The 19,640-nt window shown below is 30.3% G+C and carries 27 protein-coding genes, 1 tRNA gene and 2 rRNA genes; 3 read left to right on the plus strand and 27 right to left on the minus strand.

Going from position 1 to position 19,640, the window contains the following annotated elements; genetic code table 11:
• Positions 1-18: 18 nt before the first annotated feature.
• Entirely contained in the window at positions 19-900 is an 882-nt protein-coding gene (gene folD, locus RJT54_RS01645; RefSeq protein ID WP_343128111.1) for a bifunctional methylenetetrahydrofolate dehydrogenase/methenyltetrahydrofolate cyclohydrolase FolD, read from the plus strand.
• Here the strand turns inward: folD and cysS are convergent.
• The 6 genes from cysS to aroE all read right to left on the minus strand — a co-directional run bounded on the left by cysS (position 897) and on the right by aroE (position 7,219).
• Positions 897-2,147 (minus strand): cysteine--tRNA ligase, encoded by a 1,251-nt coding sequence (gene cysS / locus RJT54_RS01650; protein WP_343128112.1) that lies wholly within the window; start codon positions 2,145-2,147, stop codon positions 897-899. The genes folD and cysS overlap by 4 nt on opposite strands.
• A gap of 176 nt (positions 2,148-2,323) precedes the next feature.
• On the minus strand, positions 2,324-2,533 hold the full coding sequence (cspE, locus tag RJT54_RS01655; protein ID WP_158349571.1) for a transcription antiterminator/RNA stability regulator CspE: 210 nt from the start codon (positions 2,531-2,533) through the stop codon (positions 2,324-2,326).
• A gap of 390 nt (positions 2,534-2,923) precedes the next feature.
• Positions 2,924-3,040: ribosomal RNA gene (gene rrf, locus RJT54_RS01660) — 5S ribosomal RNA — on the minus strand.
• 73 nt (positions 3,041-3,113) lie between these two features.
• Positions 3,114-6,023 (minus strand): 23S ribosomal RNA (locus tag RJT54_RS01665).
• A 152-nt stretch (positions 6,024-6,175) separates the two neighbouring features.
• A tRNA-Glu gene (locus RJT54_RS01670) sits at positions 6,176-6,248 on the minus strand.
• A 122-nt stretch (positions 6,249-6,370) separates the two neighbouring features.
• Positions 6,371-7,219 (minus strand): shikimate dehydrogenase, encoded by an 849-nt coding sequence (gene aroE / locus RJT54_RS01675; protein WP_343128113.1) that lies wholly within the window; start codon positions 7,217-7,219, stop codon positions 6,371-6,373.
• Between the two features lie 692 nt (positions 7,220-7,911).
• On the opposite strand from aroE, the gene def reads away from it, so the two are divergent.
• Together def and fmt are read left to right on the plus strand one after the other, a co-directional pair.
• A complete protein-coding gene (gene def / locus RJT54_RS01680; protein WP_343128114.1) occupies positions 7,912-8,355 on the plus strand; it encodes a peptide deformylase in 444 nt (147 codons plus the stop codon).
• 24 nt (positions 8,356-8,379) lie between these two features.
• On the plus strand, positions 8,380-9,339 hold the full coding sequence (fmt, locus tag RJT54_RS01685) for a methionyl-tRNA formyltransferase (protein ID WP_343128115.1): 960 nt from the start codon (positions 8,380-8,382) through the stop codon (positions 9,337-9,339).
• A gap of 60 nt (positions 9,340-9,399) precedes the next feature.
• Here fmt and rplQ read toward each other — a convergent pair whose 3' ends face one another.
• The 21 genes from rplQ to rpsC all read right to left on the minus strand — a co-directional run bounded on the left by rplQ (position 9,400) and on the right by rpsC (position 19,638).
• Positions 9,400-9,774: a 50S ribosomal protein L17 gene (gene rplQ, locus RJT54_RS01690; protein WP_343128116.1), complete on the minus strand. Its 375-nt coding sequence runs from the start codon at positions 9,772-9,774 to the stop codon at positions 9,400-9,402.
• A 51-nt stretch (positions 9,775-9,825) separates the two neighbouring features.
• Complete coding sequence (locus RJT54_RS01695; protein ID WP_343128117.1) at positions 9,826-10,815, minus strand: DNA-directed RNA polymerase subunit alpha; 990 nt, start codon at positions 10,813-10,815, stop codon at positions 9,826-9,828.
• 31 nt (positions 10,816-10,846) lie between these two features.
• Positions 10,847-11,467 carry a 30S ribosomal protein S4 gene (rpsD, locus tag RJT54_RS01700; protein WP_343128118.1) on the minus strand — a complete coding sequence of 207 codons (621 nt, stop codon included), beginning with the start codon at positions 11,465-11,467 and terminating at the stop codon, positions 10,847-10,849.
• Between the two features lie 28 nt (positions 11,468-11,495).
• A complete protein-coding gene (gene rpsK, locus RJT54_RS01705; protein WP_343128119.1) occupies positions 11,496-11,885 on the minus strand; it encodes a 30S ribosomal protein S11 in 390 nt (129 codons plus the stop codon).
• Between the two features lie 19 nt (positions 11,886-11,904).
• Complete coding sequence (gene rpsM / locus RJT54_RS01710) at positions 11,905-12,261, minus strand: 30S ribosomal protein S13 (protein ID WP_343128120.1); 357 nt, start codon at positions 12,259-12,261, stop codon at positions 11,905-11,907.
• A 78-nt stretch (positions 12,262-12,339) separates the two neighbouring features.
• Positions 12,340-12,456, minus strand: coding sequence for a 50S ribosomal protein L36 (gene rpmJ / locus RJT54_RS01715; protein WP_343128121.1), 117 nt, complete (start codon positions 12,454-12,456; stop codon positions 12,340-12,342).
• 53 nt (positions 12,457-12,509) lie between these two features.
• Positions 12,510-13,838 carry a preprotein translocase subunit SecY gene (gene secY, locus RJT54_RS01720; protein ID WP_343128122.1) on the minus strand — a complete coding sequence of 443 codons (1,329 nt, stop codon included), beginning with the start codon at positions 13,836-13,838 and terminating at the stop codon, positions 12,510-12,512.
• A 1-nt stretch (position 13,839) separates the two neighbouring features.
• Positions 13,840-14,283, minus strand: coding sequence for a 50S ribosomal protein L15 (rplO, locus tag RJT54_RS01725; RefSeq protein WP_343128123.1), 444 nt, complete (start codon positions 14,281-14,283; stop codon positions 13,840-13,842).
• A 4-nt stretch (positions 14,284-14,287) separates the two neighbouring features.
• A complete protein-coding gene (rpmD, locus tag RJT54_RS01730) occupies positions 14,288-14,470 on the minus strand; it encodes a 50S ribosomal protein L30 (protein ID WP_343128124.1) in 183 nt (60 codons plus the stop codon).
• 6 nt (positions 14,471-14,476) lie between these two features.
• Positions 14,477-14,980 (minus strand): 30S ribosomal protein S5, encoded by a 504-nt coding sequence (gene rpsE / locus RJT54_RS01735; RefSeq protein WP_343128125.1) that lies wholly within the window; start codon positions 14,978-14,980, stop codon positions 14,477-14,479.
• A 13-nt stretch (positions 14,981-14,993) separates the two neighbouring features.
• Positions 14,994-15,362: a 50S ribosomal protein L18 gene (gene rplR / locus RJT54_RS01740; protein ID WP_343128126.1), complete on the minus strand. Its 369-nt coding sequence runs from the start codon at positions 15,360-15,362 to the stop codon at positions 14,994-14,996.
• A complete protein-coding gene (gene rplF / locus RJT54_RS01745) occupies positions 15,362-15,898 on the minus strand; it encodes a 50S ribosomal protein L6 (protein ID WP_343128127.1) in 537 nt (178 codons plus the stop codon). The genes rplR and rplF overlap by 1 nt, the downstream gene beginning before the upstream one ends.
• Before the next feature lie 17 nt (positions 15,899-15,915).
• Entirely contained in the window at positions 15,916-16,311 is a 396-nt protein-coding gene (gene rpsH / locus RJT54_RS01750) for a 30S ribosomal protein S8 (RefSeq protein ID WP_343128128.1), read from the minus strand.
• A gap of 38 nt (positions 16,312-16,349) precedes the next feature.
• Entirely contained in the window at positions 16,350-16,655 is a 306-nt protein-coding gene (gene rpsN, locus RJT54_RS01755) for a 30S ribosomal protein S14 (RefSeq protein WP_343128129.1), read from the minus strand.
• A 15-nt stretch (positions 16,656-16,670) separates the two neighbouring features.
• The gene (gene rplE, locus RJT54_RS01760) at positions 16,671-17,210 is read right to left on the minus strand and encodes a 50S ribosomal protein L5 (protein ID WP_343128130.1); all 540 of its coding nucleotides are present in this window, start codon (positions 17,208-17,210) and stop codon (positions 16,671-16,673) included.
• Between the two features lie 16 nt (positions 17,211-17,226).
• Entirely contained in the window at positions 17,227-17,544 is a 318-nt protein-coding gene (rplX, locus tag RJT54_RS01765; RefSeq protein ID WP_343128131.1) for a 50S ribosomal protein L24, read from the minus strand.
• A gap of 25 nt (positions 17,545-17,569) precedes the next feature.
• Positions 17,570-17,938 (minus strand): 50S ribosomal protein L14, encoded by a 369-nt coding sequence (gene rplN, locus RJT54_RS01770; RefSeq protein ID WP_343128132.1) that lies wholly within the window; start codon positions 17,936-17,938, stop codon positions 17,570-17,572.
• 123 nt (positions 17,939-18,061) lie between these two features.
• Positions 18,062-18,316: a 30S ribosomal protein S17 gene (gene rpsQ, locus RJT54_RS01775; protein ID WP_343128133.1), complete on the minus strand. Its 255-nt coding sequence runs from the start codon at positions 18,314-18,316 to the stop codon at positions 18,062-18,064.
• Positions 18,313-18,510 carry a 50S ribosomal protein L29 gene (gene rpmC / locus RJT54_RS01780; RefSeq protein ID WP_343128134.1) on the minus strand — a complete coding sequence of 66 codons (198 nt, stop codon included), beginning with the start codon at positions 18,508-18,510 and terminating at the stop codon, positions 18,313-18,315. Before rpmC ends, rpsQ begins: the two co-directional genes overlap by 4 nt.
• Positions 18,511-18,514: 4 nt before the next feature.
• A complete protein-coding gene (gene rplP / locus RJT54_RS01785; protein WP_343128135.1) occupies positions 18,515-18,919 on the minus strand; it encodes a 50S ribosomal protein L16 in 405 nt (134 codons plus the stop codon).
• 2 nt (positions 18,920-18,921) lie between these two features.
• Complete coding sequence (rpsC, locus tag RJT54_RS01790; RefSeq protein ID WP_343128136.1) at positions 18,922-19,638, minus strand: 30S ribosomal protein S3; 717 nt, start codon at positions 19,636-19,638, stop codon at positions 18,922-18,924.
• Between the last annotated feature and the right edge of the window lie 2 nt (positions 19,639-19,640).

The raw sequence follows: 19,640 nt of genomic DNA on the forward strand, positions 1-19,640 counted from the left end.
AAAAAATTAGGATTAAATATGTTAAATAAAATTATGAATGGATCTATTCTTGCTGATGAAATAACTCAAAACATAAAAAAACAAGTGAAATATGAACAACGTTTCGGTAAAAGACCACCGGGATTGGCAGTAATTTGGATAGACAATCATGCATCATCTAAATTATATGTTCAAAAAAAAAGACTCGCTTGTAATCAGGTCGGTTTTTTTTCAGAAGAATGGAAATTACAAACATCAATTACAGAAATAGAAATAATTAATTTAATTAAAAAATTAAATTTAAATGATAAAATTGATGGTATATTAGTACAATTACCATTACCAAATACTATCAATACTAATAATATTATTGAATCAATTGACCCTAGAAAAGATATTGACGGATTTCATCCGTACAATATTGGTTGTTTATGTCAAAAAAAACCAAAACTCAGACCTTGTACTTCAAGAGGAATTATTAAAATATTAAATAAATATAATGTGAATATGGCTGGTATGAATGCAACAATTATAGGTGCTTCTAATATTGTTGGACGTCCCATGGGGCTAGAATTATTATTATCCGGATGCACAACAACTATCACTCATCGATTTACTAAAAACTTAAATACACATATTTCCCAATCAGATTTGATAATCGTAGCAGTTGGTAAACCAAATTTTTTACATGAAACACATATTAAATATGGAGCAGTAATTGTTGATGTAGGTATCAATCAAATACCATCCAAAAATATAATAATTGGTGATGTAAATTTTCAAAAAGTATTACCAAAAGTATCTTATATTACTCCAGTACCAGGAGGTGTTGGTCCAATGACTGTTGCAACATTACTAACCAATACATTAGAAGCATATCAAGAAAAATATGAATATAAACATCTCAATATTATATACTAGTCATTATTAATAATATTTTTTTTTAAAAAAATTGATGGATTTTGTATTAATAAACCAATTGTATTAGATAAATAGCGTAACTGATATAATAACTGCATAGTCACAAATTGATTTTCATCTTTAAAAGCTATATTAATTTTTTTTAATAAAGAGAATAAAATCGATATTGCATATGGAGTATTAAAATCATTAAACATAGCATTATGAAAATTTATACAAAAATACTGATATTTTAAGGAAAATTGAGTTTTTAATACAGGATGATGACAATCAAATTTTTCTAAAGCCGTATATAATTTTCTTAAAGATATCTTTGATTTTTTTAAATTATTTACATTATATTGTAATGGTTTACGATAATGCGTTAATAAAAAAAAATATCGTATTACTTCTGCATCATATATTGTAAGTAAATGCTTTAACAAAATTGAATTTCTTAAAGATTTAGACATTTTTGTATTATTAATTGATAATGCACCTACATGTATCCAGTATTTTCCATACGATTTAGTATTATATAATGCAGTAGATTGTGCGCATTCATTTTCATGATGAGGGAATAATAAATCAACTCCACCGCCATGAATATCAAGATTTTTTCCAAAATATTTATAATTTATTGCAGAACATTCAATATGCCATCCAGGACGCCCTAAACCCCATGGTGAATTCCAATTAGGTATATCATGTTCATCTACTTTTTTCCACAATACAAAATCATGTACAAAATCTTTATTATGATAATTTATACTTATTTTCAATTGATTTAATTTCTGTCTAGACAATATACCATAATTCTGATAACTTGATATAGAAAACAGTATATCTCCGTTTTGCGCAAGATAAGCGTATTTTTTTTGTATTAATTTTTGTATGATAATTATAATATCTTGAATATGTAATGTTACTCGAGGTTCAAGTTCGGGTTTTAATAAACCTAAATTTAAAAAATCTTGCTGCATAGATTGAATCATACGATGTGTTAAATTTATTACACTTTCATTATTCAAACGCGCTGCTTGAATAATTTTATCATCAATATCAGTAATGTTGCGAATATATTTAACTTTATATTTGCAGTATTGTAAATATCGAATAATCATATCAAATACAGTAAATGTCCGAGCATGACCAATATGACAATCAGCATATACAGTAATACCACATACATATATATTTACTATTTTGAAAAATATTGAAGAAAAAACCTCTTTCTTTTTTGTTAACGTATTAAAGATTCTTAACATTACTCACTCTTATATAAAAACTTTAATATCATAGAAATATAATTATACATATATATATATTGTTATAATGTTATATATGAAAATATTATTTCACCACAGAACAATAGTAAAATATTTGCACTGTGGCGAATATGTTTTATTAATAAAAACATTAATTAATTGAATATAACAAAAAACTATAAACTAACAACATTAGCCGCGGATGGTCCTTTTGCACCTTCAGTAATCTCAAATTCAACACTTTGTCCTTCTGACAAAGTCTTAAATCCATTACTTTGTATAGCAGAAAAATGCACAAAAACATCCTTACTGCCATCTTCAGGTGTAATAAAACCAAAACCTTTAGATTCATTAAACCACTTCACATTGCCTTTAATCTTAGACATCAAAATTACCTTACTAATAACCCAAAAAATAAAACTGTAACAGTACTTTCAAATGGATATTAACACAATATAATTATATATAGGTTTCTACATTCACCACTAAAAACAGTATTCAAAAATTATCACACTATTTCAATGATAAACAAAATATAATTTCTAACAATGATCAAAAATATTCTACACAGAATAATATACTGAACAGACAAACATAAAAATTCCAATTTATAATTTTTTATTTTAATTTATGATTTTAATATTTTTAATAGAAGAGTTTTTAATAATAGGATTTTAAGGAAGGGAGTTTTAGGATGGATTTATACGCAGATTGTTTAGATAAAAAGTTTACAAAAAGTACATATTGAAGAAATATTGATATTATAAAAAAATATACCCTGGTAATTTCCTACTCTTGCACGAGGAGAGCCTCGTACTACCATCGGCGTTATAATATTTCACTTCTGAGTTCGGTATGGATTCAGGTGGTACCATTACACTATTTTTACCAGGGTATAAACAATAAAGTCATATTTCAAAAAATTTTTTAAAATATAAAATTAATATAAAACAACTATAGTATTGTAAGATCAAGCCTCTCGGGTCATTAGTACTGGTTAGCTCAACATATCGCTATGCTTACACACCCAGCCTATCAACGTTGTAGTCTTCAACGTCCCTTCAGTAGACTTTCGTCTCAGGGAAGACTTATCTTGGGGCAAGTTTCGTGCTTAGATGCTTTCAGCGCTTATCTTTTCCGCATGTAGCTACCGGGCAATGCCATTGGCATGACAACCCGAACACCAGGGATGCGTCCACTTCGGTCCTCTCGTACTAGAAGTAGCCCCCCTCAATCTTCCTACGCCCACGGCAGATAGGGACCGAACTGTCTCACGACGTTCTAAACCCAGCTCGCGTACCACTTTAAATGGCGAACAGCCATACCCTTGGGACCTGCTTCAGCCCCAGGATGTGATGAGCCGACATCGAGGTGCCAAACACCGCCGTCGATATGAACTCTTGGGCGGTATTAGCCTGTTATCCCCGGAGTACCTTTTATTTGTTGAGCGATGGCCCTTCCATACAGAACCACCGGATCACTAAGACCTGCTTTCGCACCTGCTCGCGCTATCACGCTCGCAGTTAAACTGGCTTATGCCTTTACACTAACCTCACGATTTCCGACCGTGATTAGCCAATCTTTGTGCTCCTCCGTTACTCTTTGGGAGGAGACCGCCCCAGTCAAACTACCCACCAGACACTGTCTCTATACCGGATTACGGTATTAGGTTAGAAGACTAAATTTTAAAGGGTGGTATTTCAAGGTTGACTCCAACAAACCTAGCGATTTGTCTTCTTTGTCTCCCACCTATCCTACACATTAAAAATCAATATTCCATGTCAAGCTATAGTAAAGGTTCACGGGGTCTTTCCGTCTTGCCGCGGGTACACTGCATCTTCACAGCAATTTCAATTTCACTGAGTCCCAGGTGGAGACAGTCTGGCCATCATTACGCCATTCGTGCAGGTCGGAACTTACCCGACAAGGAATTTCGCTACCTTAGGACCGTTATAGTTACGGCCGCCGTTTACCGGGGCTTCGATTAAGAGCTTCAAGATTTAAACTTTAACTCTCTCAATTAACCTTCCGGCACCGGGCAGGCGTCACACCGTATACGTCCACTTTCGTGTTTGCACAGTGCTGTGTTTTTAATAAACAGTTGCAGCCAGCTGGTATCTTCGACTAATCTCGGCTCAAAAAGCAAGTTTCATCACCTATTATTAGCGTGCCTTCTCCCGAAGTTACGGCACCATTTTGCCTAGTTCCTTCACCTGGGTTCTCTCAAGCGCCTTGGTATACTCTACCTAACCACCTGTGTCGGTTTTGGGTACGATTTAATTTTACCTGTAGCTTAGAGGATTTTCTTGGAAGTGTGGTATTAATTACTTCGTTACCGTAGTAACTCGTCATCACGCCTCAACTTAAAAATAACCGGATTTGCCTAATTATTATATCTACACGCTTAAACCAGGATATCCGTCACCTGGATAATCTAACCTACTCCGTTTCCCCTTCGCAGTAAAATTAAGCACAGGAATATTAACCTGTTTCCCATCGATTACGCCTTTCGGCCTCACCTTAGGGGTCGGCTTACCCTGCCCCGATTACCGTTGGACAGGAAACCTTGGTTTTTCGGCGAGCAGGTTTTTCACCTGCTTTATCGTTACTCATGTCAGCATTCGCACTTCTGATACCTCCAAAATATCTTACAATATTTCTTCACAGGCTTACAGAACGCTCCTCTACCCAATAAAAAAATTATTTTTCATTGCCACAGCTTCGGTATATAGTTTTAGCCCCGTTACATCTTCCGCGCAGGCTGACTTGACCAGTGAGCTATTACGCTTTCTTTAAATGATGGCTGCTTCTAAGCCAACATCCTGGTTGTCTATGACTTCCCACATCGTTTCCCACTTAACTATAATTTTGGGACCTTAGCTGGTGGTCTGGGTTGTTTCCCTTTCCACAACGAACGTTAGCACCCGCTGTGTGTCTCCCGTGATAACATTCTTCGGTATTCGGAGTTTGCATCGGATTGGTAAGCCGGTATGGCCCCCTAACCGAAACAGTGCTCTACCCCCGAAGATGAATTCACGAGGCGCTACCTAAATAGCTTTCGAGGAGAACCAGCTATCTCCCGGTTTGATTGGCCTTTCACCCCTAACCATAGGTCATCCGCTGATTTTTCAACATCAGTCGGTTCGGTCCTCCAGTCGGCTTTACCCGACCTTCAACCTGCCCGTGGCTAGATCACCGGGTTTCGGGTCTGTATCTTGCAACTTAACGCCCGTTTAAGACTCGGTTTCCCTACGGCTCCCTTATAAAGTTAACCTTGCTACAAAATACAAGTCGCTGACCCATTATACAAAAGGTACGCAGTCACCTGATAAATTAGGCTTCTACTGCTTGTACGTATACGGTTTCAGGATCTATTTCACTCCCCTAACCGGGGTTCTTTTCACCTTTCCCTTACGGTACTAGTTCACTATCGGTCAATCAGGAGTATTTAGCCTTGGAGGATGGTCCCCCCGTCTTCAAACAAGATTTCTCGTGTCCCGTTCTACTTTTTGAGTTCACTAGTTTAATTTTTTTAATATACTGGGCTATCACCATGTATCGCTATTTTTTCCAAAATATTCTAATAAAAATTAAATAGCTTATAACTCTAGGCTGTTCCCTTTTCGCTCGCCGCTACTAAGAGAATCTCAATTGATTTCTTTTCCTCAAGATACTTAGATGTTTCAGTTCTCTTGGTTCGCTTTACTAACCTATTAATTTAGTTAGTAATGACATTTAAAAATGTCGGGTTTCCCCATTCGGAAATTACCGGTTATAACGCTTCTTATCAGCTTACCGATACTTTTCGCAGATTAGCACGTCCTTCGTCGCTTCTGATTGCCAAGGCATCCACCATATACGCTTATTTGCTTGATCTGACAATCCATAGTTGTTTTATATTAATTTTATATTTTTAAAGAACATTTTAAATTTTATATCTTATATTATATAAAATATAAAATTTAATTTCTACTGTATACATATTAACATAAAATGTTATTTTTGCATACATATTTTTTAATTTAAATTGTCCCCTAGGGGATTTGAACCCCTGTTGCCGCCGTGAAAGGGCGATGTCCTAGACCTCTAGACGAAGGGGACTAAAAAAATGTAAAATAACTAAAATATATAAATACGTATTTAACATATTCACATAAGTATAAGATATTATTCTTACAAAACATCATAAAATAGTCAATATATTTTTTATATTTAATTAAAATCTATATACACCAATACTTCTTATTTTTATTTAAAATATGAATAACATATGGAATATTTGGAAAAATACCGTTCCATAAATAAAAAGAATATGCTGCTTGACTAACTAACATACCAATCCCATCTGCATAATAAATCCCACCATGATCTTGATACCATTTTAAAAATGGTGTAGACTTGTCATTATAATATAAGTCATAAAATACTGTTCGTTCCGGATAAAAAATAAAATTAGAAAGAAAAAAATTACATTCATTCTGAATACCAGACGAAGTCGCATTAATCACTATATGATAATTTAAATCTTTTAAATCATCTATTGGAATAGCTTTAATATAACCAAATTTTTTAAAATATAAAGCTAAATTATCAGCTTTACTAAAAGTGCGATTTACAATATCAATAGAACAATTATAAGATAGTAAATTAGGTATAATACCTCGAGCTGCACCACCAGCACCAATTAATAAAATTTTTTTATTTATATTAATAAAATTTAGTCTCTTTAAGTCATATATTAAACCTATACCATCTGTATTATCTCCTAAAATTACATTATTACGTAATCTTTTCAAAACATTGACAGAGCGAGTAATTTGCGCTCTTCTCGTAACAACATGTGATAATTTATACGCTTCCTCTTTAAATGGAACTGTAACATTTGCACCTTGACCATGAGTGTTAAAAAACTCTAACATAACGTTTGCAAACATATTTTTTTCAACATGCTGGCTTCCATAATTAAAAATAAACCCTATATCTTTTGCAAAACATTGATAAATGATAGGTGATTTAGAATGACAGACAGGATTTCCAAAAAGCATATAATTATATTTTTTTTTTATAGACATTACGAATATATTCTCCAGTCAAAACATTAATAATGTTATAAGGATATAAAAATTCCTAGTATTACTAACTAATACCAGGATATCAGATCCAAGATACCTTAATATATCTTCTGTAGTACGTGATGGCTCTTATACGAGAAATATTTTCATTAATAGATATGCGAAGTGTTACAAAATAATAACATAATTTTTTACAATAAGACGTTTTTTAATGCGAATAATAGTTAAATTCGAAAAACCAGTCATCCATTTTAAAAGATCAGAGCAATCTAGAACTAAAAAAGTAATCAAATCCGGCCATGAAAACAATAATTTTGCTTTGAAACACAAAGCATTTATACTTTATAAGGAAACAACTCATTGCAACAGGTAGCTACTAAAATTAAATTTTTTTACTACGATGTTTCAAACACAATATATTCATTATAATATCATCACTGATCAGGTTATAACCCATCGTAAATCCTGCTAATTTAAGATAAAAAATAATATACTCTTTATTTAAAAAATACATAAAATTCACAAGTAATTCATATAAATAACGTATTTTAATATCATTTTCTTTATATGTAAAAAAAATATTAACATGAAATTCAATATTATCATTAAAGAACAATATTACATGCATATATATCATATATTTAACAAAACATTATAATAATAAATTATTACTTACGATTTATAATATTAATATGGCCATACTAAAAATATTAACATACCCAGACAAAAGATTACGGTTCATAGCACGACCAGTTAAAAAAATAAATAAAAAAATTCATAATATAATACATAATATGTTTGAAACTATGTATAGTCAACAAGGTATAGGGTTAGCTGCAACACAAGTAAATATTCATTTACAAATTATTGTTATTGATCTTATGATGGAACAATATCCACCAATTGTACTCATCAACCCCAAAAAAATACAAACAAGCGGTATAACACAAACTGAAGAACGTTGTTTATCTATCCCTGGATTTAGTAAAAAAATTACTAGAGCAAAGGATATTAAAATCAGTGCATTAAATATCTATGGTAAACAGGTATACGTTAAAGCAAACTCATTACTTGCTATATGTATACAACATGAAATCGATCATCTATCTGGAATATTACTAATTGATTACAGATAATATAATACATATATGAGATATAATATGCAAAAAAAAAAACAGTCATTAAGAATTATTTTTGCAGGAACATCGAATTTTTCAGCATGTTATTTAAAAACCTTAATATTATCACATCATATTATACTAGGAATTTTAACACAACCGGATCGACCGAATACAAGAGGTAACATTATTACACAAACTCCGGTAAAACAACTTGCCAGTAAATATAACATTCCTACTTTTCAACCTCATACACTCCAAAATCAAACAGATTATATAAATATATTACATACAAAAGCAGATATTATGATTGTTGTAGCATATGGATTAATATTACCTGTATGTATATTACATGCATTTCCAATGGGATGTATTAATGTACATGCTTCATTGTTGCCCAATTGGAGAGGTGCTGCACCAATCCAATGGGCAATACTAAAAGGAGAAAAAAAAACAGGAATTACTATTATTCAAATGGATGAAAAACTGGATTCTGGACAAATACTATATCAACAATCCTGTAATATTCTTCCAGACGACACAACTAGTAGTTTACTAAATAAATTAAGTCAAATCGGTTCAAAAGTAATATTAAAGGTTTTAAAAAAAATACAAAATAAAAATATTATTCCAATAATACAAGATGAAAAAAAAGCAACTTATGCAAAAAAACTATCGAAATCTATGGGAAAAATTAATTTTTTCAAAGACGCACAGTATATAGAACGTATGATTCGTGCATTTCATCCATGGCCAGGAACGTATATTGAAATTCAAAATATGAAAATTAAAATTCATCAAGCAAATATTATAAAATCAAATTTAAGATATCACATTGGACAAATTGTTAAAATTAATAAAAATGGTATGCAAGTTCAAACAAAAAAACATATTTTAAATATCCAAAAAATACAAATACCGGGTAAAAAAATTATTTCAGTTTATCAATTCGCACAAACAAATAATAAAATTTTTCAAATCAATAAAATAATAACTATATAATAAATTTTTTAATATAAACGGCAATAATATGCCGTTATATACAGTAAAACGCAAAAAATTTTATTTTTTATATAGAATATTACGATCAACAAATTTCATGTATGCAATCTTTGCTTTATCGCCAGATCGAAAACCATATTTCAAAATTTGGGTATATCCGCCTGGGCGCTTAATAAAAAACGGTCCAAGTTCATTAAACAATTTTAATACACTGCTGTTATCTCTGATTCTTGAAAACACTAATCGTCTATTAGAAACAGAATCAATTTTAGCAATAGTAATCAATGGTTCAATAATAGTACGCAATTCTTTTGCTTTAGGTAACGTTGTCTTTATAATTTCATATTTGCATAATGAACATACCATATTTGCAAACATAGCTTTATAATGACTAGAAGTACGATTGAAAGAACGACCACATTTTCTATGCCTCATGTATATCCCTTAATCATAAAAATAAAAACATACGTATTATTTATATTTACCTTATGTATTTTTTGGAGGCCAATTTTTAATACGCATACCTAACGATAGTCCTTTTGAAGATAATATATCTTTAATTTCCGTTAAAGATTTTTTTCCAAGATTTGGTGCTTTTAATAATTCTGACTCAGTTTTTTGTACCAAATCACCAATATAATTTACCATTTCTGCTTTTAAACAATTTGCAGATCGTACAGTCAACTCTAAATCATCAACAGATTTTAGTAATATTGGATCAAAATCTGGTTTTTTTTCTTTAACTTCAATAACCGGTTGTTTTGTTAAATAATTTAAATCAACAAATGCAGACAATTGTTCAGACAAAATTGTAGCAGCACGACGTACTGCTTCTTCAGGATCAATAGTTCCATTTGTTTCAATTTCTATAATCAACTTATCCAAATCTGTACGTTGTTTTACTCGTGCAGGTTCTACAAAATATGCAATGCGTTCAATAGGACTGTAGCAGGTATCTAACGATATACAACCAACATGTTTATTAATATCATGTGATGCAATTCGAGATGCTGCAGAAACATAACCAATACCCTTTTCAACTTTCATAGTCATATCAATTGATGCTGTTGGATCAGTTAAATTACAAATGACATGTTGCGGATTCATAATAACAACACTACTATCATGTATAATATCAGAAGCTTGAACAACCCCAATACCAGATTTTTTAATTTGCAAAACCGCTTCATCTTTACCAATAATTCTAATTGCTAGCTCTTTAATATGCAATAATATAGTAAGAACATCTTCCTGAATACCAGTTTTAGCACTATATTCATGTAAAATACCTTTTATTTGCACTTCAGTGACAGCATATCCTGGTATTGAAGAAAGCAATATCCTACGTAATGCATTACCAATAGTATGACCAAAACCTCGTTCTAAAGGTTCAATGGTAACTTTAAAATACGTTGATCGGATTTGTTCAATATCCACTATACTTGGTTTTAATAAACCTATCGAAATATTTTGCATATAATCTCCTCCCCAATCATTTGTTTATAATTTATTTTGAATAAAGTTCAATAATCAGGTGTTCATTAATATCCGGTGCTAAATCAGAACGGTCAGGAATTCTAGTAAATCGACCTTCTAATTTATTTTTATCAATATCTAACCAAACTGGTTTTTCTCTTTGTTCTGCTAATACTAAAGAAGCTTTTATCCTTTTTTGCATTCTACACTTTGCTCGGACTGTAATACGATCATCCTGAGACAGTTGATAAGAAGCAACATTGACAATATTGTTATTTACCATAATTGTTTTATGGTTTATAAGTTGTCTAGATTCTGCTCGTGTTGCACCAAATCCTAAACGATACACTACATTATCTAATCTGCTTTCTAGAAAAATTAATAAATTTTCTCCAGTATTGCCTTTCAATTTTGTTGCTCTTTTATAATAATTATGAAATTGCCGTTCTAATATACCATACAAACGACGCACTTTTTGTTTTTCTCGTAATTGTACACCATATTCAGATAGTCGCGTACGTCTTGTACCTTGTTGACCAGGTAATTGATTAATTTTACATTTAGAATCAATAGCACGATAACTAGATTTTAAAAATAAATCTGTATTTTCTCGACGACTTAATTTTAATTTAGGTTTTAAATATTTTGCCATATTGAGAGTCTCTCAAAAAATTTTTTAATTATACACGTCTCTTTTTAGGAGGACGGCAACCGTTATGCGGTATGGGAGTCACATCAGTAATGTTTGTAATCTTAAATCCGGCAGTATTCAATGCACGAATTGTTGATTCTCTTCCTGGACCCGGTCCTTTTACCATAACTTCTAAATTCTTAATACCATAATCTTTAATAGATTCAACACATCGTTCTACAGCAACTTGCGCTGCAAAAGGCGTAGATTTCCGTGATCCTCGAAAACCTGAACCACCAGCAGTTGCCCAACCTAAAGCATTACCCTGACGATCAGTAATAGTAACAATGGTATTATTAAAAGATGCATGTATATATGCAATACCATCTAAAATTTTTTTTTTAATTTTTTTTTTTAAACGAACTGTAGATTTTGCCATATTGAAATGCTCTATAAAATTATTTTTTGATTGGTTTACGAGGACCTTTTCTAGTACGAGCATTAGTTTTTGTTCTCTGCCCTCTTACAGGTAATCCTCTACGATGACGCAAACCACGATAACATCCAAGATCTATTAACCTTTTAATATGTAAAGTACATGTTCTACGTAAATCACCTTCTACAATTAATTTAGAAATCGCCTGACGTAATAGATCTATTTGCTGTGCAGTTAAATCTTTAGTTTTAATTACTTCTGATATGTTACAATACATACAAATACGCTTAGAACGTGTTTTACCTATACCATATATTGAACGTAACGCAATCATGATATGTTGATTATTAGGAATATTAATTCCTGCAATACGAGCCATTATGTTCCTCTATATTGATATTAACAAATAGTATTTTTATCATAAATAAAAACATACTATAAAAATAAACTTAAAAAATTACCCTTGACGCTGTTTATGTTTTGGATATTGAGTACATATCACACGCAGTACATTCTGTCGTTTTAAAATTTTACAATTACGACACAACTTTTTAATCGATGTACGAACTTTCATATTACCACCTATATTTCAGTGAAAATAATACTGTATATTTTCAAAAATAATTATTAATACTTAATATTTAAAGGAGATTTTTTTAAAAGAGCATTATATTTATTTGATATCATAAACGTTTGAAATTGTGCAACAAAATCAATAATGACAACAACAATAATTAATAACGATGTCCCTCCAAAAAAAAACGGAACATGTAAAATAATTTTAAACAATTCCGGTATCAAAATAATAAACATAATATATAATGCATTTATAATAATTAAGCAATTGATTATACTATTAATATATTTTGTTGTTTGTAAACCAGGACGAACACCTGGAATAAAAATACCAGATTTTCGTAAATTTTCAGAAATTTCTCTAGGATTACATACTAAATTATCATAAAAAAAACAAAAACAAAAAATCAATACAGCATATAACGTAATATATAATACTTCACCTGGTTTCATATAATATTCTATCATTGTAAACAAGATAAAACCAAAATGTATCTTAAACAATGAAATTATGAAAGATAACACAAGAATTACACTAGCAGAAAAAATCGCCGGCATTACACCAGACATATTAATCTTTAAAGGTAAATGTGTATGTTGCATAACATACATTTTATGTAAATTACGTTGCTTGGAATGATATAAAATAACTTTTCGATAACTACTTTCAATAAACACAATACTAAATATTACAAAAAATAAAATCAAAATAATAAAAAATGCATAAAAAAACGATATATGTAAAAATTTCATATGACTAATCATACCAGTCAAACTTAAAGGTATTTTAGAAATGATACCAATAAACATAATCATTGAAATGCCATTACCAATACCACATTCAGTAATTAATTCACCTAACCACATTAATAACATTGTACCAGTACATAAACTTAATATAGTAGTAAAATAAAAACACCAATCAGGATGTATAATTATTTGTATAGAATTCGATATATTCGGTAAAGTCCACGCAATACCAATGGATTGTAATATTGCAATAAATAAAGTTATATATCGTATATATTGATTAAGTTTTTTTTTACCTAACGCACCTTCTTTTTTAATATCAGATAACTGTTTTATCATTAATGTTAATAATTGCATAATAATAGAAGCAGAAATATAAGGCATAATACCTAAAGAAAAAATCGATGCATAGCTTAAAGCACCACCAGAAAACATATTAAACAAATCAATTACTGTACCATTTTGTAATTTTAAAAAATTCGATAAAACAGTATGATTGATACCAGGAACAGGTATAAAAAAACCAATTCGATAAATCATTATTGCAAAAATTACAAAAATAATTCTGTGTTTTAATTCCAGCAAAGTCTTACTAACATTGTTTAATTTGAATTGTGTAATATTAGTCATATTATACAACAGTTTCCTTAACTGTACCACCTAACATCTCAATCGCTACTAGTGCGCCTTTCGTTACTTTAATATCTTGTACTACAATTTTTTTATCTAAAACACCTTTATTAATAATTTTTACATATTTAACATTTTTTTTAATAATATTAAAATTTTTTAATGTATTCAAATTAATATATTGGTCAGAGATTTTATTAATTTCAGATAATCTCACTTCTTGTGTCACACGTTGTTTCCGTGATAAAAAACCAAATTTTGGAATACGTCTATATAATGGCATTTGACCACCTTCAAAACCTCTTCTAATACTTGATCCAGTTCTTGAGGTTTGCCCTTTATGTCCCCTACCACATGTTTTACCAAATCCGGTTCCAATTCCTCGACCAACTCTTTTATGTTTTTTTTTAGAACCGTGTGCAAATTTCAAAGTATTTAAATACAATTTTTTATCCTTTTTTAATATGAATCATATAATATACTTGATTAATCATACCTCTAATAGATGGTGTATCCAATCTTACTACTGTATGTCCAATACGTCGTAAACCTAACCCTATCATTGTTGCTTTATGTCTAGGAAGACGACCAATACTACTTTTAATTTGTGTAATAAAAATTTTTTTTATCATATATACTTATCCTAAAATTTCAGCAACAGACTTGTTTCTTTTAGCAGCAATCACTTCAGGAGATTGCATATTTTTTAAACCATTAATGGTTGCTCGAACAACATTAATCGGATTAGTTGAACCATATGTTTTAGCTAACACATTATGTATACCTACAACTTCTAACACTGCTCGCATTGCTCCACCTGCAATAATCCCAGTACCTTTAGATGCCGGTTTCATAAATATTTTAGAACTAGTATGTACACCCTGCACAGAATGTTGTAAAGTACCATTTTTAATGTTAATATTAATCATATTACGACGTGCTTGCTCCATAGCCTTTTGTATAGCCGCTGGTACTTCTCGTGCTTTACCATATCCTATTCCTACTTTACCTTTATTATTGCCGACAACAGTTAACGCAGTAAATGAAAAAATTCTACCTCCTTTAACAGTTTTAGAGACGCGGTTTACTGTAATTAATTTCTCTTTTAAATCAATAGTATTTTTTTTTTCATAATGAATCATTGTATTATATCCTTTAAAATTTTAATCCCGCTTTTCTCGCAGACTCGGCTAATATTTTTACGCGACCATGATATTTAAATCCAGAACGATCAAATACTACAGATTGAATACCTTTTTTTAATGCACGATGTGCGATAATTAAACCAATAAAACTAGCAGATTGTTTATTACCAGTATATGAAGAAAGTTGTCTTTGTATACCTTGTTCTAATGTTGAAGCAGACATTAAAACAGTAGAAGTGTTTATATCAAAAATCTGAGCATATATATGACGAGAAGTACGATGTATAATTAATCGTATCACATTTAAAGATTTAAATTTATGACGCATTTTCAAACTTCGCCGTTTCCTAGAAGATAGTTTATTATTTAAAAGAACCATTATTTTTTCTTAGCCTCTTTAACACGTACATGTTCACCGAAATAACGAATACCTTTGCCTTTATATACTTCCGGTTTACGTTTTGATCGTAAATTAGCTGCTACTTGTCCAAGTAATTGCTTATTCATACTTTTTAAAATAATTTCAGTTGCAGAAATAATTTCTGCTATAATATCTTTAGGTAAAGCATATTTAATAATATGTGAATATCCTAAAGACATAGTAATAATATTATTTTTTTCAATACTAACACGATAACCTACACCAACTAATTGTAATTTTTTTGAAAAACCACTGGTTATACCTATAATCATAGAATTTACTAAGGATCTTGTAGTACCTGCATGCATCCAACCATCATTTTTATTTAATTTCGATTGAAAATATATTTTATTATTATCATATGTAATGATAACAGAATGATGAATGCTATGTGAAATCGATTTATTTTGATTACTAATGGTAATCATACCTTTATTTAAAGTAACTATTATATTATTAGGCACAAAAACTGGTTTCTTTGCAATACGCGACATGCCTTAATCTCCTAAATTTAAGATACTATACAAATAATTTCTCCACCTATACCCATTTTATTCGCTTTTTTATTACTTATGATACCTTTAGAAGTCGATAAGATAGCAATGCCTAAACCATCCATCACAACTGGTAAAGTTGTCTTTTTTTTATAAATGCGTAAACTTGGTTTACTAACTCGTTTAATTTCTTCAATTACAGGTTTACCATTAAAATATTTTAAAAAAATATTTAATACTTTTTTATTTGATTGTTTTTGTACAGTATAATAATCAATGTAGCCTTCTTGTTTTAAAACATTTATAATAGCAATTTTAAAATTTGAGGCAGGTGTACAAACTTCTACTTTATTAGCTTTCTGACCATTTCGAATATTTGTTAACATATCTGATATTGGATCTTGCATACTCATATAATCACCTTATATTTTATAATCACTGTATATCTTATTTACCAACTAGCTTTTCTTAATCCTGGAATTTCACCACGCATAGCAGCTTCCCTGACTTTAATTCTACTTAAACCAAATTTTCTTAAAAAACCATGAGGACGACCTGTTTGGAAACATCGATTACGCTGTCTAGATAAACTAGAATCACGCGGTAAAGTTTGTAATTTTAACATTGCTTCCCATCGTATAGTTTTTGATAATGACATATTTAAAATTATTTTTTTTAATTGTTGACGCTGTAAAAAAAATTTTTTACCTAATTTAATTCTTTTAAATTCACGTGCTTTCATTGATTCTTTAGCCATCTTAATCCTTAAAAATTATCTCTGAAAAGGAAAATGAAACGCAGAGAGTAATGCAAAACCCTCAGCATCGGAACATGCAGTTGTTGTAATAGAAATATCTAACCCACGTACTTTATCGATAGTATCATAATTAATTTCAGGAAAGATAATTTGTTCACATATCCCCATATTATAATTTCCACGACCATCAAAAGATTTTTTTGAAAAACCACGAAAATCACGGATTCTTGGTATCACAATCGTGATTAATCGATTTAAAAAATTCCATTTACGTATACCACGTAATGTCACTTTACAGCCTATTGGATAACCTTGTCGTATTTTAAAACCAGCAATAGATTTTCTAGATTGTGTTATAATTGGTTTTTGACCTGAAATTAACATTAAATCTTTTACTGCTTGTTCTAAAACTTTTTTATCATGATTTGCTTTTCCTGCACCCATGTTTAAAGTAATTTTTTCTATATTTGGTACTTGCATAACTGATACATATCGAAATTTTTTCATTAATGCTTTCACAACATGTGTTTTATAAACATTATATAATAAAATCATTATCACATCCTACTAATTATTTAATAATTTGATTATTAGATTTTAAAAATCGTACTTTTTTTCCATCAATAAATTTAAATCCAATACGATCTGCTTTTTTAGTATCAGGATTTAAAATAGCAACATTAGAAATATGTATTAAAGCTTCTTTCTTAATAATACTTGCACTAATATTCTGTTCAGGACGACCTTTTTGATGCTTTTTAATAAAATTAATACCTTGAACAATAATTTTAGACTGATTTATTGAAATGAATTGTACTATTCCAGTTTTACCTTTATCACGACCAGATAAAATAATAACACGATCTAAACGTTTAATTTTTAAAGCCATATACCCCCCCTTATTATTACAATTACTAAAATACTTCTGGTGCTAAAGAAATAATTTTCATAAATTTTTCTGTTCGCAATTCACGTGTTATTGGACCAAAAATACGCGTACCAATAGGTTGATTCACATTATTTAAAATAACACAAGCATTATGATCAAAACGAATTAATGACCCATCTGTACGTCGAATACCTTTCTTTGTACGAACAACAACTGCATTAAATACTTCCCCTTTTTTTACTTTACCTCGTGGTACTGCTTCTTTAATTGATACCTTAATGATATCACCAATTTTTGCATACCGCTTTTTTGAACCTCCTAACACTCGAATACACATAGCAGATTTTGCGCCTGAATTATCCGCAATATATAATATAGTTTGTTCTTGTATCATAATGTCTTTATACTCCAAAATACATTAATATTCAATATAAAATAACAAGAATATATCATAAAATTTATATTATCTAAAAATCAGGAAGACATGTCAATATTCATGTCTTCGAAAAATAAATTACTAAATTATGGATTTTTTAACAATTCGAATCAATTTCCATGATTTTGTTTTAGAAATTGGCCGACATTCCGATACCTCAACAATGTCTCCATTCGAACATTCATTAAGCTCATCATGAATATGTAATTTAGTTTGTGTTTTAATAAATTTACGATATACCGGATGTTGAATTAATCGTTCCACCAATACTACAGCAGATTTATTCATCTTATTGCTTAAAACTGTTCCTTTTAATGTCTTCAACTTCACAGTCATGTATTATTCCTGCTTTTTATGGTAATGATTGTTTTAATACGTGCAATATTTTTACGTGCTATACGTAACATGTGATTATTTTTTAATTTCCCGGAAGCGAGTTGTATTTTTAAACTGAACTTTTCACGTAATATATTTAATAGCTCAATTCGCAAATCAGCGATTTTTTTTTTATGTAATATAGATAATTTCATAATATCACCACTTACTTACAAAAGTTGTTTTAACAGATAATTTCGATGTCGCTAATTTAAATGCAAGTCGAGATTCCTCTTCCGATAATCCTGAAATTTCATATAATACTTTTCCAGGTTGTACTAAAGCCACCCAATATTCAACATTACCTTTACCTTTTCCCATACGTACTTCTAATGGTTTTTGTGTAATTGGTTTATCTGGAAAAACTCTTATCCATAATTTACCTTGTCTTTTCATAGATTTTGTAATTGCACGCCTTGCTGCCTCAATTTGACGTGATGTTAACCTACCTAGTGTAATGGCTTTTAAACCAAACGTTCCAAAATTAATCTCAGAATTTAAAATAATACCTCTATTTCTTCCCTTATGCATTTTACGAAATTTTGTACGCTTAGGCTGTAGCATAATTATAATAGCCTCCGTATTCTAGGTAATATCCTATATTGTCTTTTTTCATTTAAAAAACTTTTATTTTCATTCTTTAAAAATTGCATACCATCCAGAATTTCTCCTTTAAAGACCCAAACCTTAACTCCAATAATACCATAAGTAGTATGTGCCTCAGATAAACTATATTCAATATTTGCACGCAAAGTATGTAATGGTACACGACCCTCGCGATACCATTCTCTACGAGCAATTTCTGTTCCTCCCAATCTACCACTCACTTCAACTTTAATACCTTTAGCACCCTGACGCATAGCATTTTGTACAGCGCGTTTCATTGCTCGTCTAAACATGATTCTTCTTTCAAGTTGCATTGTAATATTGTCTGCAATTAATTTAGCATCTAATTCAGGCTGTTTTATTTCTGCAATATTAATTTGAGTAGGAAAACCAGTCATACTTGCTACAATTAATCTTAACTTCTCAACATCTTCGCCTTTTTTTCCAATAACAATACCAGGTCTAGATGTATAAATAGTCACACGAACACTCTTAGCAGGTCTTTCAATGACAATACGTGAAATAGATGCTTTATTAAGTTTTTTATTTAAGAAAGCTCGTATCTTAAAATCACTATTTAAATATTCAGAAAACTCTTTTTTTTGAGCAAACCAAGTGGAATTCCAAGTTTTTATTATACCTAATCGCATACCATGTGGATGTACTTTTTGACCCATAA

It is taken from the genome of Buchnera aphidicola (Takecallis taiwana), assembly GCF_039355125.1.
Taxonomy (GTDB): Bacteria; Pseudomonadota; Gammaproteobacteria; order Enterobacterales; family Enterobacteriaceae; genus Buchnera_L; species Buchnera_L aphidicola_AG.